The following is a 16,721-nucleotide window of genomic DNA, read 5'->3' on the forward strand; positions in this document are numbered from 1 at the left end:
GGGGCTTTTTGTGGTTAATTTGGTGGAATAACTACATATTGTATAGATGAATTAGAAAGGGCATATGTAATAGCTTGATTATGATTATGTAAGCTTAATTTAGCTAATGGATGATTTGCCTTATTAATTTGTGTTAACAATGAAGGCTCAATAGAATTTAAATTTAAATCAGCTGAAATCATATTCGTTATAATGCCATGGTTTTGATTCAGCAGGCGCGTGAATATTGGGAAATCTTTAGAATAATGGTGATAAATGTTAACAATTATAGATGATTGACTAGGGTTCCTGATGAGATTAGTAAATAAAAATAAATGATAGTGATTATTTATTTTACTTACCATACCACAGGAATGCAACATGATATGTTGATTGATAAATGGTTGTAATAAATTGTAAATATGCACAATTGGCATTGTACTTTGATGACTTCCAATAAGCATGAGTCTATTCTTATCATTTGAGTAGTAAGGATAACCCAGACCACCAATTTTTTGATTTAAATCAATTAGTAAATGGAGTAAAAGTATGTGACTTTCGCAATTAAGATTATTAAAGTAGCGTCTCAATGCGTGATGTGTAATATTATTGAAAATTAATTTGTGTGAATAGGCGTTAGTCATGCGATTAATAAAGAGTAAGATTGATTCTCTTAAATTGTATTCGTTGTTATTTTGTTTTGATTTTTGCTTTAATTGTGTTCCTAGTTCAATAAAATCAAGATTAATATAATAATAATCAACATCGAAAGCAGTGATAGTTGTAATCATGTCACTTAAAGTTAATTTAGTGAGGATGATATCGTCTACACAAATGCCTAATTTTAAATTAGAATATTTTTTTTGTAGACGTTTAACTAAGTGATTCGTCTTATTGATACTATGAGATGTAAGCTCAAATAGTAGGGAGATACTATTTAAACATTGTATGTAAGATAGTGATGTATTAAATGCTTGTAATATATAATAGTTGAACGATTGGAATGAAGAGATATTAGTGATTTTAAATGTTAAGTGGCAATGTTTCCGTGTCAGAAATTCAATTGCATTAAATAGTTTTTGCATTGCTAGATTATTTATAAAATCAAAGTTTATGTTTTTAATTAGTAATATTACTTTTGAAAATTGTGAATAGATTATACTTTCTATATTATTTCTCTTGAAATTTAATAAATCGTACATGTTTTCTAACTCAATTACGATATAAGGATCTTTAAAATAATGGTTATATTTAATGTGAGTTAAATCTATATCGTTAACAGCTTCATTATTAGAAGTAGTATGTTTATAAAATTCAGAGATATGTTTGGACAAAACTATATGATCAGTTACAGGCCGATAAGGGATATCAAACTCTCCACATCTAAAGAGGTAGATATATCGCTTAGGTGGCATATTAACATAATATTTAAAATGCTTTGTATATGTACTTACATTTTTAAAACTATATTTAGCGGCAATATCATAAATATTTTTATTGTCTTGTGCCAAGTCATACAAAGACAAAGCTATTTTTAAGGAAGTAGTATAATATTTGAAATTAATATTCAATACTTTTGTAAATAGAATAGAAATATAAGATTGAGATATATAAAACGCCTTAGAAATTTGTTGGGTCGTGAGTGTTCCAAATATATTTTTATGTATATATTGAATGATTTTATTTAATAAAGGATGTTTTGTATGTAGTTGAGGTAAATATATATTCTGCAAAGGCACTTTGGCTTCTTTTATTAAATAATCTATTATTTTAGAAATATAGGAAGTGAGATGCGCTTCTTTAGAAAAATCTTTGTGTAATTCTTGCAAAATCATATTTTTAAATTGATCTATATGCTTAATACGGTTAAAGTCAAAATAAGCATTGACTAGGTAAGCATCTCTTGTCATAAATAAAGGTAACGGTATTTTTATTTCAATAAGATTATGGACATCTAACAATTGATATAAGTCTGCATTATTAATGATTATGCCGTCTTCTATGGTAACAACAGCCCCATTTAAAAATAATTTACAGGGATCTCCTAACGGTATTAATATCATGGTTTCATTTATACATCGTGCTAATTCAGTTGAGTAATGGTTTCTTATAGATATAGAACTAATCACAAATATCACCTTTGGCCTCAAATGGTACTATTATTAATAAGTAATAAAACTATTTTACAACTGTAAGCCCTTAAAAATGAATGGATATTAACAAAGATTAATAAAGGTATATTTAGAATTAATAATTAGAAGTTGGAAAGATAATTTTTAACTTATTAAAGAGAGAGTAGTAAAAAAAATATAGGTTTGATTAATAAATTTACTAAAAGTGAGTTAAAGGAATAGTTGTAAGAGAAAGTGTTCGGTTAAATATATGAAAAACAGGTTTCACATGGAAAGTGCATTTAAATGTATGAGTGGTTAATAATTATATTGTGTTACGAAGTATAACTTGAGAATCAGCAGTTTTAAAACATACATGAGTGAATAACACACGAATATTGAAAGAGATCTAAAATCACTGCCTGAAAGCGATTTTAGATCTCTTTTTTCAAATAAGCTTCTTGTGTATAAGCTTGAATTTGATAAGAATGCGGTTTTATATCATGTATTTTTAATGGGTGCATAAAGTTTAATTCTGGGAATGGAATATAACTATGATGATAGATGGCACATTGATAGAATTGATATAAAACACTAAAGCATTCTCTAAGAATATTATATAACTTGCATTGTAATGTTACAATATAATTTTTATTAGAATTATAATTCATACAACTTAAAGTAGGCTATAAAGAACTACGAAAGTTGTTAATATAGCTAAAATATAAAATTAATTTTTGAAAGTGCTATCTTTTTTTTATATAAAGGTCTAAAGATTTATAAACGACAAGCACGAATGAAATGATTAAAAATAAAGTGAATAAACCGTTAAACAAAGTGTTGTTAAAAATTTTAAAAATAGTAATTGAACTTAAAGTTTCTAAAAATACAGAACCGGTTGTTTTTACTTCAAAAATATCAAATACAAATAGCGTTAAAGTAATCAAGACCATATAACAGAACGCGATGAAAAAGAGATTGAATAAATCATGTGCAAATAATTTTCTCATAACAACCAGCCTCCTCTCTTACTTTTCTATATCCGATTTTAAGAATGTTAATGTTGCAATTTGTAAATTTACACAAAATTTACAAAGAGCCCCATAAAAAAATATTGAAAATACAATAGAACCTGTTTTAAATTATTGTGAAAGTGTATAAGAGTAAGTAAGTTTGATTTTTTATTTGTAAGAGGGAGGGTTAATATGTATAAAGCTATAATCTTTGATGTATATGGCACAATTTTTGATATATCATCTCTAAAAAATAATATGCCAGATTTTGATGATGATTTAGCGACCTCTATTGCAAAGTTGTGGAGAGAGACGCAAATGAGGCACATGTTTTTAAGGCAAGCAATGCAACGTTATATTTCATTTGATGAATTGACTAAAGAGACATTACGTTACGCTTTAGATGTTCATGAAATTCAATATAATCGTGAGGACGTTAATAGATTATTTGAAGCATATTTAGATTTAACCTATTTTAAGGAAATCCCTAGAGCATTATCAGATATAAAAGCAAAGAATATAGATTTGGGTGTGCTTTCAAATGGTAGTGATAATATGCTCATGCCATTAGTTGATAATTCAAAGATAGCTGAATATATCGATACCGTAATTAGCGTGGATGAAATTAAACAATATAAACCGAGTCCTGCTAGCTATGCACTCGTTTTAGAATATTATAAATTAAAGCGTGAAGATATTTTATTCGTATCATCGAATACATGGGATGTTACAGGCGCTGCCAATTTTGGATTTAACACGGTTTGGGTAAATCGAAAAAATGAAGTGTTTGATGAAAATGGTCAGCAACCTACTATTACAGTGAACAATCTTAATGAAATGGTAAAGTGGCTGGAAATGAATAAATAATTCTAAAAGAACATTTATATTATAATGGATAATAAACAAAGTAAAACGACAGATCTCATGTTATAGAGGTCTGTCGTTTTATGTCTGACTGAGCATAACTCAGTATATGAAGAACTTTTTATGAAAATAATTTTCGCTACTCATTTAATATATCATTTTATAGGAGATTTGTGACCTTACAGTACTGTCACATTAACTAAAAATGAGGAATATTTATAATTATGAAATTTAATCTTAAATTGCTAAGTTTACTGCGTTAATAAAGATGAATAACAATATAATATTTAAATTTCAAACATATTTTTCTTTGTTAAGGGTAATGATGAGTTGGAAAATATTTTTAATTCAAATAAATAATTTTTAAAATTTTGGTTATTTGAAGTCTGGAGGATATATGGTTATTTCGAAAAGATTAGCGACACTCATTCTAGTCATACTTAGTAGCATTTTACTTGTGGCTTTATGGATTGACTTACCTGTTTCACAATTTCTTATGAATCAGAATTCTGTATTTGGAACAATATTTCAAGATTTAGGGTTATTTCCGCCTACGTTAATATTAATTATTTCAATGATTATTTTAAATTTTTATATATTTTCAAGATTACATAGCAAATTAGCTAAATATATCATTCTAATTATGACATTTATTTATACTTTAATAAAAACTAATTCACTTCTATCAGAAACAGTGCAGTATGTCGTATCAAGTTTAGATAATATTAAGAAGCATAAACCGATAGGCGTGGCTAGTAATGAAGGTGATGCAGGAAGTGCATTATCTATAGGTGCAGGGTACTTAATTACATTTATTATTTTGCTTATTATTATACTAGTTGTCTATCAATTTTGGTTAAAACGTATAGATCAAAATGAAATAGAAAGGTTGTTTAAAGTAGCGCTAGTTAGTTTTTTTGTATTACTTGTTGGATTAGAAACTATTGATAGTTTAAAAGAATTATGGGGACGCGCAAGACCATATGAAATCGGCACTCATGGAGCGCATTTTACAAATTGGTTAACGATAAATGGTAATACTGGACATAGTTCTTTCCCTTCAGGGCATACGACTGATGCGGCATATTTTATGTTTATAGCCTTTTATTTTAAAAAGTTAAAATCGCAAAAAGTGATATTCAATATTGGATTGGCGTATACAATTATTATGTGTCTCAGTCGTTTACGTATTGGTGCCCATTTTTTAGGCGACGTTACGATGTCGTTTATGTTAATTTTTATGCTAATGATTGCAGCAGATTATATGATTAATAAGTTGAATACGTACAAAATGTAATATTTGAAGTTAATATATATTCAAAATAAGTTTAAGCTAGAGGATATTGAAGTACTATATATCTTCTGGCTTTTTTACAGGATTTAGCGCACTGATAAATTAGACAGTGAAAAATATGATGAATTTTTGAAAAAGAATATGAATATTTTTTATAAATTTATTTGTAATTAAAAATGATTAGTGTTAAGTTTGAATCAGAATTTAATATCAATTGCTAGGGGTGCTTTTCAATAGCTGAAAGAGACATTGGTCTCAACCCTTTGAACCTGATCTGGTTAATACCAGCGTAGGGAAGCATAACATAGCAGTTTCAAAATGTAATTTGATACTGTTTGTTGTTTAACTTCACTATATATGCGATTTCTGACCAGGTCTCCTAGCAATAATACATGCTAAGGAGTTTTTTTATGGAACAAGATAAAATTGAATTAAAGAAACAATTTCCATCTAGTCAACGATTATGGATTAGCGGTGAAGAACGAGATATTCAAGTGCCTTTTAGGTCAATAGAACTATCACCGACTGTCACAGAGCAAGGCACAACGCCTAATGAATCAGTAGTTGTTTATGATACTGCTGGACCTTATCATGATGATGATTATGAAGTGAATGTTCAAAAAGGCATACCACAATTACGAGCCAAGTGGATTGAAGAACGTGACGATACGAACTTTTATGAAGGACGTAAAGTCGTTTCATTGGATAATGGTTTTAAAAAAGATAACCATAAAAAATTCGTAGAAACACCCTTTGAATATAAACCACGTAAAGCAAAACCTGGAAAAAATGTGACACAAATGCATTATGCAAGACAAGGTATTATTACAAAAGAAATGAAATTTATTGCAACAAGAGAAGATATATCAGCTGAGTATGTACGTTCTGAAATTGCACGTGGACGCGCAATTATTCCTAATAATATAAATCATCCAGAATCAGAACCAATGATTATCGGGAAAAATTTCCAAGTGAAAATTAATGCTAATATAGGGAATTCAGCAGTGAGTTCTTCAATAGAAGCAGAAATAGAAAAATTAGTATGGTCAATTCACTGGGGTGCTGACACAATTATGGATCTCTCAACTGGTAAAAATATTCACGCAACACGTGAGTTTTTATTACGTAATTCTCCTGTTCCAGTTGGGACAGTTCCAATATATCAAGCGTTAGAAAAAGTAGATGGTAACGCACAAGATCTTACTTGGGAAATTTATAGAGATACCTTAATCGAACAAGCTGAACAAGGTGTAGACTATTTTACGATTCATGCAGGCGTATTATTAAGATATGTACCAACTACAGTGAGTCGTTTAACGGGTATTGTTTCGCGTGGTGGTTCAATTATGGCACAATGGTGTTTAGCGCATCATGAAGAAAGTTTCTTATATATGCACTTTAGCGAAATTTGTGAAATTTTAAGAGAATATGATATTGCAATATCTTTAGGCGATGGTTTACGACCTGGATCAATTTATGATGCAAATGATGAAAGCCAAATCTTGGAATTAAAAACATTAGGAGAACTTACAGCTATTGCATGGAAGTATGATGTTCAAGTGATGGTTGAAGGTCCAGGCCATGTGCCAATTCATAAAATAAAAGAAAATCAGGAACTTGAAGATTTTTATTGTCAAGAAGCACCATTTTATACTTTAGGACCGCTTACAACAGATATTGCCCCAGCTTATGATCATATTACTTCTGCAATAGGAGCGGCACAGATTGCGAGTTATGGCACTGCGATGTTGTGTTACGTTACACCTAAAGAACATCTAGGATTGCCTAACAAAGATGATGTAAGAGAAGGGGTAGTCACATATAAGATAGCGGCACATGCAGCTGATTTAGCAAAAGGTATGAAAGGTGCCCAAAAAAGAGACGATGAGATCAGTAGGGCACGGTTTGAATTTAGATGGTATGACCAATTCAACCTTTCTTTAGATCCTGATAAAGCGAGATCATTTCACGATGAGACGTTACCGGCAGAATCAGCAAAAGTTGCGCATTTTTGTAGTATGTGTGGGCCGAAATTCTGTTCAATGCGTATCTCTCATGATTTACGAAAAAACCCCGAATTGAAAGCAGAAGGATTGAAACAAAAGTCAGAAGAATTTGTGTCCGAAGGTAGTAAAATATACCATTAAATATAAGGTCACAGCATATAATGTTTAGTTTCAGACTGCCAACAAGGTTCCCGACTTTGTGGCAGTTTTTTTGTATGCTTTCTTCAATCATTATCTAGAAATTTAAGTTAATATATGTCATTATCTTTAAACATAATGTTTTTGCAATAAAAATCACCTTAAATGAGCGATTTATTCGTTGTTACTTAAGTCGAGTTGATAGAAAGCTAAGTCTAGCCATTTATTAAATTTATAGCCTACATTATGAATTGTGCCTGAATGGGTGAATTTAAACTTCTTATGTAGGTAGATACTATAATCATTAGTTGCATCAATACCAGCTACTAATGTTTTATATCCATGATCACGTGCAGTTTGAATAATTTCAGCAAGCAATAGAGAAGCAATACCTTTACCTCTATGGTGCTTATTTACATAAATAGAATGTTCAATGGAATATTGATAGGCTGGCCAATCACGAAAAGACCCATAAGTTGCAAATGCGATTGCTTCGCCTTGTTCTTCATATACGAGTACAGGTTCATGATTATTTGCTTTTTTTTCAAACCATTCTTCACGTGCCTCAATAGTTTGTGGATTGTATGTATATACTGCAGTAGTATTTAAGATTGCATCATTATAGATATCTAATATATTTGGTAAATCTGTTTTAGTAGCATGACGTATCATAAGCAAACCATCCTTTTTCGATTATTTTAGGTAATGTAATTATAAATTATCTATTTATTTATATTTAACACTTATTTTGATTAAGGTGCAATTTATTGTAATAAAATTTACGAAAATATCACGATAAGGTATGATAAATATAAATATATATGATAAAGTGTTGCGCTATATTTAAAGTAATAAATGTAACTGTAAAGGGAGGTATTAGAGCATGAAAAAATGGGGCGACCGACTCATTACAACTGTTGGCATATTACTCATATTAACTGCTGTTTATATGTTTGCTAAACCATCCATTCAACACTATTTTGCTGTCAAAGATAATGAAAAAAAAGTTGAAAAATACGAACGTAGGCAGCGACATCATACATCCACCGCTATACCTAAAGATAAAACAAAAATGGTCGGTTATATTTCGGTACCAGATGCTGACATAAAGACGCCAGTTTATCCTGGTCCTGCTACGCCGAATCAACTTGATAGAGGGGTAAGTTTTGCTGAAGGAAATGAGTCACTAAACGATCAAAATATTGCGATTGCAGGACATACAGTTAAAGGATCTTCTGATTATCAATTTTCAAGTTTACCTAAAGTACATAAAGGCAGTAAAGTTTATTTCAATGTAGGAAACGAAAAGCGCACTTATAAGATTACTAAAGTATTTGATGTGCAACCAGATGATGTACAAGTGCTAGATGAGCAAGATACATCTACTAAACAATTAACTTTGATAACATGTGACAACTATAATGAACAAACAGGGGAATGGGAAAAACGTAAAATATTTATAGCAAAAGAGATATAAATCAATAAAGACCGCAATGACATCAATGTTTGAGTAATTAATTACACAATGCATGTTCACGGTCTTTTATCTGTTTACTGATTCATAGCTTGTATAAAGCGTTTGGTAATTTCCTTAGGACGTGTAATTGCGCCACCTACTACTGTGCAATGAACACCAAGATCCGTGACTTGTTTTAACATTTCAGGTGTCATAACATTACCTTCAGCAATGACTTTGGCATTTACTTGATTGAGCACATCTTTAAGAAATTGGAAGTCATCTTCGAATAAAATATGACCTTGTGTATATGGTGTATAGCCTCGTAAAGTCGTTCCAATATAATCAAATCCGAGTTTATCAGCATACTGTGCTTCTTCCACTGTAGAAATATCAGCCATTAGCTCAATATTCGGTGCAGTTTCTCGTAAATAAGCAACAAGGTCTTGAAGTGATTCTTTGGGACGCGTTTGCATTGTAGCATCTAGGGCAATAACTTCACACTGGCTTGTAATAAGTTCATCAATTTCTTGACGTGTGGCAGTAATAAAGACATTTGATCCAGCATAATCTCGTTTAACAATACCAATAACAGGCAAATCTATTTCTTTTTTGATTGCGATAATATCTTCTTTCGAATTTGCTCTAATACCAACTGCGCCACCTTCATATGCTGCTAGGGCCATTTTTGACATGATAAATGATGAATGCAATGGTTCGTCAGATAATGCTTGGCAAGAAACAATTAATCCCTTTGGTAACATAATTACACACTCCATAACTTTAGTAATTTTAAAAAATAATTTTAATTATATTTGGCAGGTAATTTCAATATAACACCAAGAAAATATTAATCAATACATTTGTTTGTTATGAAAAACATTTTCATTTATACTTTGTTTATACTTATTTTGAGAGGTGACTTAAATGAAATTTGAAAACCGAATACAACGCTATCATCACTTATTTACCAAGACGGATAAGCAAATTGTAGATTATATTCAAAATAATGATTTTGATGATACATTTTCAACCATCAATTCTTTGGCTTATGCAATCGGTACATCACCAGCTACGATTACGCGTTTTAGCAATAAATTGAATTACGAGAATTTTCAAGATTTGAAATTCAATTTACAGCAAGAAATGACAGATAAAAAAATTGAAAATAGCCCGCTTATACAACGTATCCACAAATATCATCAAGATATCATACAACAAACAGGTGAATTTATCGCAGATGATAAAATACAGAGTTTCGTGAATCAAATCATACGTAGTCGACAAATTATTTATGCTGGATTAGGTAGTTCTGGCTTATCGGCTACAGAATTTTATTATCGGATGATGCGTATGGGATTGAAAGGAAATGTTTCAACAGATGCCCATCAAATGAAAATTTTTGCTTCTCTATTATCGGCATCAGATACATTTGTAGCTATATCGAATAGTGGTGAAACTGCAGAACTTATCGCAGCAGCAGAAATTGCACATGAGCAAGGGGCTTACGTCGTTGCAATTACAAATTATGAGGGTAGTGCTTTAACACAATGTGCAGATTTAGTGTTAATCACAACAGATCAATCTAGAATCAATGATTCCAGATTTATTAATACTCAAATCGCTACACTTTTTTTAATTGATATCGTAAGTTATTTATTGTTAGACGATGAGTATATGCAAGGTGTTTATCAAAAAACGAAGCATGTTATTTTGAATGAATAAAAAATTAACCTGAGAAATACTGATGTTCCAATATCAAATATTTCTCAGGTTATATTAAAATCTAGACACTGCACCGAATAAAGCGGCATGATTTTCACTACGTACAGTTTGAATAGGTGCATGTCCAAATTGGTGTGGTAAAAATTGATTGATTTTCGGTGTAATATATTTAAGTAATTGGTTACCTTGAGTCGATATACCACCACCAATCAGAATTAATCCTGGATCATACATAATTTGTATTTGAGCAAGACCTTCTGCAACATCGTTCCCCCATTGGTTAAGTATAGCTAGAGCTGTACTGTCATGATATTTTGCTGCTTCGAATAACTTAGGTACATCATCAGCATATGCAAACGCATAGTCATGCATCAATGATTTAAGTGCTGAAGTGGAGGCACGTTGTTCAAATGTTGTACCATCTTCTATTTTATATAATAAATATCCTATTTCATTAGCCCTATTTCGTTCACCATTATATAGCTGTAACGTATTATTATAAAACGCGCCACCAATACCAGTACCCAAAGTAAGGCAAAATATATTTTCCTGATCGTATTTATGGAAAACGAGTTCACCTAATAATGCAGCATTTACATCGTTAAACACATGTACTTGAGCACTTAAAGGTGATAGTAACGTATGGAAATTTGTACTTTTGAAGTTAGGAATAGTTGGTCCACTATAAACCACTCTGCCATGAACCTCATCAATGACACCTGCACTAGAAATACCAACTTTTAAAGGATTAATGTTATATAGCTGTTGGTATGTTTCTACTAAGTCATATACGACATCAACGATAAAGTGATTGATATTGTTTGGCGTAGGTACTTTTTTATAATCTATGAAATGATATGATTCATCTAAAACTGCAGCTTTAATCGCGGTGCCTCCAATATCTATTGCTATTTTATAATTTTCCACCTAGAATCAGCCTCCTTGATTTTTAATTACTAATCCATACACAAATGAAGGGGAATGTCTGTTGTTTTATGAAAAATATTTTCAAAGATATATAGACTATTTGATTATTATTTTCATAAAGCTATTGCCACTCTCTATGATAGCGTTTACAATTTGAACTGTAAATGAAAAATATACGCCTGTTCGTATGGGCATGAGACTTAAAAAATGGAGGTTATTATATGGAAGATACATTGAAAGGTTTATACGCAGCATTGTTAGTGCCATTTGATGAACGAGGTCAAGTTAAAGAAGAAGGATTAAAACAAATTGCCCAAAATGCCATTGAAACTGAAAAGTTAGATGGATTATATGTAAATGGGAGTTCCGGAGAAAATTTTTTAATAAATAAAGAACAGAAGAAACAGATATTTAGACTAGCAAAGGAAGCCGTTAGTGAAGATGTGAAAATGATTGCTCAAATTGGTTCACTAGACTTGAATGAAGCAATAGAACTAGGTAAATATGCTACAGAATTAGGCTATGACGCGATTTCTGCAGTTACACCATTTTATTATCCTTTTTCATTTGAAGAGATTAAAGCGTATTATTTTGAGTTAATTGAAGCTACTCAAAATGACCTTATTATATATGCAATACCTGATTTAACAGGAGTAAATATTTCTATTGAACAATTTGGAGAACTCTTTGACCATGAAAAAGTCATTGGTGTGAAATACACAGCGCCTAATTTCTTTTTACTTGAACGCATTCGAAATGCTTTTCCAAATAAATTAATACTTTCTGGTTTTGATGAAATGTTAGTGCAAGCAGTAATATCTGGTGTGGATGGTGCAATTGGATCGACATATAATGTGAACGGAAAACGTGCAAGACAGATTTTTGACAAAGCTCAAAATGGAGATATTGCTGAAGCTTATCAAATTCAACATGATACTAATGACATTATTGAAAATATATTAGCTATGGGCATATACCCAACATTAAAAGAAATATTAAGTTCACGCGGGATTGATGGTGGTCAACCTAAACGTCCATTTAAACCTTTTGATGAAAGTAATCGAAGCCAATTAGAAACTTTAATTAAAAAATATAACTTATAAGACATCGCATAAGGGGATGAAATGAATGCAACAAATAGGATTTGGTCTATGGAACTGGGTAGCTGTGATTGTATATCTCGTAATAATGCTATTAGTCGGTGTTTATTTTACAAAACGTGCAAGTCAAAATACTGATAGCTTCTTTACTGGTGGAGGACGGTTACCTTCTTGGGCGATAGGTTTTTCTATCTATGCTACGACACTAAGCGCCATTACATTTATGTCAACACCGGAAAAAGCATTTTTAACAGATTGGTCATATATCGTTGGTAATATCGCGATTGTGGCGATTATTCCATTGTTAATATATTTTTATGTACCTTTTTTCAAAAAGCTAAAAGTAACTTCAGCATATGAGTATTTAGAAGCACGATTTGGACCGAGCGTGCGCGTAATTGGGTCAATGCTCTTTGTACTATTCCATTTAGGACGCGTTGCAATAGTAATCTACTTACCCACATTGGCAATCACTTCTGTATCTGACATAAATCCTTTTTTAGTTGCAAGTCTTGTCGGTATACTATGTATATTATATACCTTTTTGGGTGGATTTGAAGGTGTCGTTTGGAGTGACTTTATTCAAGGCGTTATTTTATTATGTGGCGCTGCAGCCATTATTATCCTAGGCGTCATTCATATTCAAGGTGGTATGGGAACAGTTGTCAGTGATGCGATTGACCACAAAAAAATAGTGAGTGTAGATAATTGGAAATTGAACTCTGCCGCTGCTGCAATACCAATTATTTTTTTAGGTAACATTTTTAATAATTTACATCAATATACCGCGAGTCAAGATGTAGTACAACGTTATCAAGCTTCAGACTCTTTGAAAGAAACGACTAAATCATTATGGATGAATGGTGCCTTAGCGTTAATATCTGCACCTTTATTTTACGGTATGGGGACAATGATGTATTCATTTTATAATCATGAAAGTACATTGCCGAAAGGGTTTAACACGTCTTCTGTAGTACCATACTTTATTCTTACAGAAATGCCACCATTTGTAGCTGGATTGTTAATTGCTGCAATTTTTGCAGCAGCACAATCAACGATTTCATCCAGTTTAAATTCAATTTCTGCATGTTTGTCAATTGATATAAAACATAGATTTTTTGGTAAAGGTAACGAGAAGCATGAAGTGAGCTTTGCGAGATGGATGATTATTATATCAGGCATTATTGGTTTTGGTATGTCTATTTACCTTATTGCCTCGGACTCTAATGATTTGTGGGATTTATTCTTACTTATTACTGGTCTAGTTGGTGTACCACTTGCAGGTGTATTTGCGGTAGGCATATTTACAAAACGTACGAATACCTTTGGGGTAATTATGGGGCTGATATTTGGCGTAGTATTTGCTTATATTTTTAACGGTATAGGCGGTGGGAATTCACCATTCTTTGTTTCAATCATTTCATTTGCAGTTGCTTTTGTCTTTTCCTACTTGATTAGTTTAGTAGTACCAGGAAAGAAAAAGGACATCAAAGGATTAACTATTTTTGATAAAAATGAACAGTCGAATTACATTTCCAAAATACATGTAAGAGAAAAATAATAGTAATGTTTATTTATATTTAGTATGAAAAATGACTGTAAGCGTTTAGGCAAATTATTTTTCTTTTAGTCATAGTAAGTTTAATATAAAATTATTAAATTTGAATTAAAGAGAGGAAAATGAAAATTGTCTACATTAGTGATTGTTGCACATCCAGATATTACAAGTTCTACAGTCAATAAACAATGGAGAGATGCTTTATCAAAACATGAAGATATAGTAACAGTACATGAACTATATCCAGAATATCCTCACGGCAAAATTGATATTGAGAAAGAACAAAAGTTATTAGAGACACATGATCATATTGTGTTTCAATATCCGCTATATTGGTATAGTAGTCCTCCATTATTGAAACAATATTTAGATGAAGTACTTACTTATGGATGGGCCTATGGCTCTGAAGGTAATGCTTTAAAAGGAAAAAGTATTGCGCTTGCTGTATCCATTGGTGCGTTACCGGAATCATATACATTAGAAGGCAATGTGAAGTATACGGTTGATGAATTATTGAGTCCAATGATTGCGACGTCTAGATTTGTTAAAGCGAATTATGTAGGTTCTCATAAATTATATGGTGCACTCACTATTACATCAAGTCAACTTACAAATAATACAGAAGCATATGTGGAATTTATAAAACAATTAGAACAATAAGGCATATCGCTATTCATACCTTTGAAGCTTCTTTAAGCGATCAAAGGTATTTTTTTATTTTAATTTAATTGAAGTAGTAGAGTTACTTTGAATAGCGTGAGATAGTAGATATAATAAAGACATTACAATAATTGGAAGATTTGAGGGGACAATATGATAAAAGCGATTGCGGTTGATATGGATGGTACGTTTTTAGATTCAAAGAAAAATTATGATCAAGATAGATTTGAAAGTATTTTTCAAAAACTCAAAGCTCAAGACATTAAATTTATAGCAGCAAGTGGGAACCAATATGCTAAATTAAAATCCATTTTTGGACAACGAGATATGTTGTTTGTTGCTGAAAATGGCGCAGTGATATATGAAGGTAATACATTATATGATTACTGTGCGTTTGATAGAAAACAATATCAAAGTGTAATTGACTACTTAAATATTGAACGAGGCATCGATAATCTCATCGTTTGTGGTTTGAATAGTGCTTACATCTTAAAAGATACTGCAGAGATGTTTAAAGAAATTGCTCATTTTTATTATCATCAATTAGAAGAAATTGATTCCTTTCAACAATTGCCAGAAGATGAATACGTAAAAATTGCATTAAATATTGATAGACACACGCACCCAACGCTAGACCAAGATTTAAATGACTATTTCAGTGAAAATGTAAAACTGGTCTCCAGTGGACGCGATAGTATCGACCTTATTATACCTGGGATGACGAAAGGGAATGCATTACAGAGGTTATTGACCAAATGGGATATGACAGGGGATAACTTAATGGCTTTTGGTGATGCAAATAATGATTTAGATATGTTGCAACTAGCTAAACATAGCTATGTTATGAAGAACAGTGATGACAAATCACTATTTGATATCGCAAATCATATTGCACCTTCCAATGATGAGCAAGGCGTGTTAACAGTGATTGAAGATAACGTGTTAACAGCAATCGGCAAAGAATAGATACAGATTATTTGTGGACGTCTTTTCAATCCAGCAAGATTTCTATAAATGCTATTAAGCCATGCTAATGGTTTATAAACATATTACTTTAATAAGAAATAAACTTTAGCTTATACTGAGTAATATAAAAATGAACCATTAGGAAAGGTAGGGCATAAAGTAATGACACAAATGCAAGGACATATTATTGAGGCATTTAATTTTAGACATGCAACGAAACGTTTTGATGCAACGAAACAAATTAGTTCAGATGAATTTAATACAATTTTAGAAGCGGGGAGACTGTCTCCAAGCTCACTTGGATTAGAACCATGGAGATTTGTCGTTGTACAAAATAAAACACTTAGAGAAAAATTAAAAGCTATAAGTTGGGGCGCGCAGGGACAATTAGATACTGCAAGTCACTTTGTAGTAATTTTAGCGCGAAAAAATGTTACTTCTAAATCACCGTTTGTGCAACATTTATTACGCGATATTAAACAATATAGTGAAGAAAGTATTCCAGCAACAGAAGAAAAATTCGATAATTTCCAAACCGGATTTCATATCAATGATAATGAACGTACATTATTGGATTGGGCTAGAAAACAAACATATATAGCACTTGGTAACATGATGACAAGTGCAGCATTATTAAATATAGATTCTTGTCCTATTGAAGGGTTTGATTTAGATGCAGTGAACCAATTGTTAATTGATGAAGGTATTATGGATGGAGAACATTTTGCGCCTTCAGTAATGGTCGCATTTGGTTATAGAGAAACTGAACCTAAAGCTAAAATACGCCAACCACAGTCAGATGTTGTGAAATGGTTTGAATAAAAGCACTAAATTAAACTAGACATCTATACTCTAAACTTAAAAAGAGACCTATCAGAATTTAAAAAACTGATAGGTCTCTTTGATTTTTAATATAACGGATTA

General features: G+C 31.4%; 15 protein-coding genes and 1 riboswitch. Of the genes, 10 read left to right on the forward strand and 5 right to left on the reverse strand.

All coding sequences use genetic code 11. The annotated features are described in order from the left end of the window. Positions 1-14 precede the first annotated feature (14 nt). Positions 15-2,108, reverse strand: a complete 2,094-nt coding sequence (locus PYW31_RS01875) for a helix-turn-helix domain-containing protein (protein ID WP_046835928.1) — start codon at positions 2,106-2,108, stop codon at positions 15-17. Positions 2,109-2,836: 728 nt separating this feature from the next. Further along, entirely contained in the window at positions 2,837-3,100 is a 264-nt protein-coding gene (locus PYW31_RS01880) for a hypothetical protein (protein WP_046835927.1), read from the reverse strand. A 195-nt stretch (positions 3,101-3,295) separates the two neighbouring features. On the opposite strand from PYW31_RS01880, the gene PYW31_RS01885 reads away from it, so the two are divergent. From PYW31_RS01885 to thiC, 3 genes are all read left to right on the forward strand, one after another. Further along, on the forward strand, positions 3,296-3,970 hold the full coding sequence (locus tag PYW31_RS01885; RefSeq protein WP_046835926.1) for a haloacid dehalogenase type II: 675 nt from the start codon (positions 3,296-3,298) through the stop codon (positions 3,968-3,970). Between the two features lie 394 nt (positions 3,971-4,364). Continuing rightward, positions 4,365-5,264 (forward strand): phosphatase PAP2 family protein, encoded by a 900-nt coding sequence (locus PYW31_RS01890; protein WP_046835925.1) that lies wholly within the window; start codon positions 4,365-4,367, stop codon positions 5,262-5,264. A 206-nt stretch (positions 5,265-5,470) separates the two neighbouring features. Further along, positions 5,471-5,574, forward strand: a riboswitch (TPP riboswitch). A gap of 97 nt (positions 5,575-5,671) precedes the next feature. After that, the gene (thiC, locus tag PYW31_RS01895) at positions 5,672-7,408 is read left to right on the forward strand and encodes a phosphomethylpyrimidine synthase ThiC (protein WP_046835924.1); all 1,737 of its coding nucleotides are present in this window, start codon (positions 5,672-5,674) and stop codon (positions 7,406-7,408) included. 171 nt (positions 7,409-7,579) lie between these two features. Here thiC and PYW31_RS01900 read toward each other — a convergent pair whose 3' ends face one another. Continuing rightward, positions 7,580-8,077 (reverse strand): GNAT family N-acetyltransferase, encoded by a 498-nt coding sequence (locus tag PYW31_RS01900; RefSeq protein WP_046835923.1) that lies wholly within the window; start codon positions 8,075-8,077, stop codon positions 7,580-7,582. A gap of 211 nt (positions 8,078-8,288) precedes the next feature. Here PYW31_RS01900 and srtA point away from each other — a divergent pair, with 211 nt between their 5' ends. Beyond that, on the forward strand, positions 8,289-8,882 hold the full coding sequence (gene srtA, locus PYW31_RS01905) for a class A sortase SrtA (protein ID WP_046835922.1): 594 nt from the start codon (positions 8,289-8,291) through the stop codon (positions 8,880-8,882). A gap of 74 nt (positions 8,883-8,956) precedes the next feature. Here srtA and PYW31_RS01910 read toward each other — a convergent pair whose 3' ends face one another. After that, a complete protein-coding gene (locus tag PYW31_RS01910) occupies positions 8,957-9,625 on the reverse strand; it encodes an N-acetylmannosamine-6-phosphate 2-epimerase (protein ID WP_046835921.1) in 669 nt (222 codons plus the stop codon). A gap of 163 nt (positions 9,626-9,788) precedes the next feature. Here PYW31_RS01910 and PYW31_RS01915 point away from each other — a divergent pair, with 163 nt between their 5' ends. After that, entirely contained in the window at positions 9,789-10,586 is a 798-nt protein-coding gene (locus PYW31_RS01915; protein WP_046835920.1) for a MurR/RpiR family transcriptional regulator, read from the forward strand. 54 nt (positions 10,587-10,640) lie between these two features. Here the strand turns inward: PYW31_RS01915 and PYW31_RS01920 are convergent, their stop codons facing one another. Then, entirely contained in the window at positions 10,641-11,513 is an 873-nt protein-coding gene (locus PYW31_RS01920) for an ROK family protein (protein ID WP_046835919.1), read from the reverse strand. Between the two features lie 221 nt (positions 11,514-11,734). Between PYW31_RS01920 and PYW31_RS01925 the strand changes: the two genes are divergently transcribed. The 5 genes from PYW31_RS01925 to PYW31_RS01945 all read left to right on the forward strand — a co-directional run bounded on the left by PYW31_RS01925 (position 11,735) and on the right by PYW31_RS01945 (position 16,619). After that, positions 11,735-12,616, forward strand: a complete 882-nt coding sequence (locus tag PYW31_RS01925) for an N-acetylneuraminate lyase (protein WP_046835918.1) — start codon at positions 11,735-11,737, stop codon at positions 12,614-12,616. A gap of 25 nt (positions 12,617-12,641) precedes the next feature. Beyond that, positions 12,642-14,174 carry a sodium:solute symporter family protein gene (locus PYW31_RS01930; protein WP_046835917.1) on the forward strand — a complete coding sequence of 511 codons (1,533 nt, stop codon included), beginning with the start codon at positions 12,642-12,644 and terminating at the stop codon, positions 14,172-14,174. Positions 14,175-14,300: 126 nt separating this feature from the next. After that, positions 14,301-14,831 (forward strand): NAD(P)H-dependent oxidoreductase, encoded by a 531-nt coding sequence (locus PYW31_RS01935; RefSeq protein WP_046835916.1) that lies wholly within the window; start codon positions 14,301-14,303, stop codon positions 14,829-14,831. A 153-nt stretch (positions 14,832-14,984) separates the two neighbouring features. Continuing rightward, on the forward strand, positions 14,985-15,797 hold the full coding sequence (locus tag PYW31_RS01940) for a Cof-type HAD-IIB family hydrolase (RefSeq protein WP_046835915.1): 813 nt from the start codon (positions 14,985-14,987) through the stop codon (positions 15,795-15,797). 162 nt (positions 15,798-15,959) lie between these two features. Beyond that, positions 15,960-16,619 (forward strand): NAD(P)H-dependent oxidoreductase, encoded by a 660-nt coding sequence (locus PYW31_RS01945; protein WP_046835914.1) that lies wholly within the window; start codon positions 15,960-15,962, stop codon positions 16,617-16,619. Positions 16,620-16,721 lie beyond the last annotated feature (102 nt).

The organism is Staphylococcus succinus (genome assembly GCF_029024945.1).
In the GTDB taxonomy this organism is placed as follows: Bacteria; Bacillota; Bacilli; order Staphylococcales; family Staphylococcaceae; genus Staphylococcus; species Staphylococcus succinus.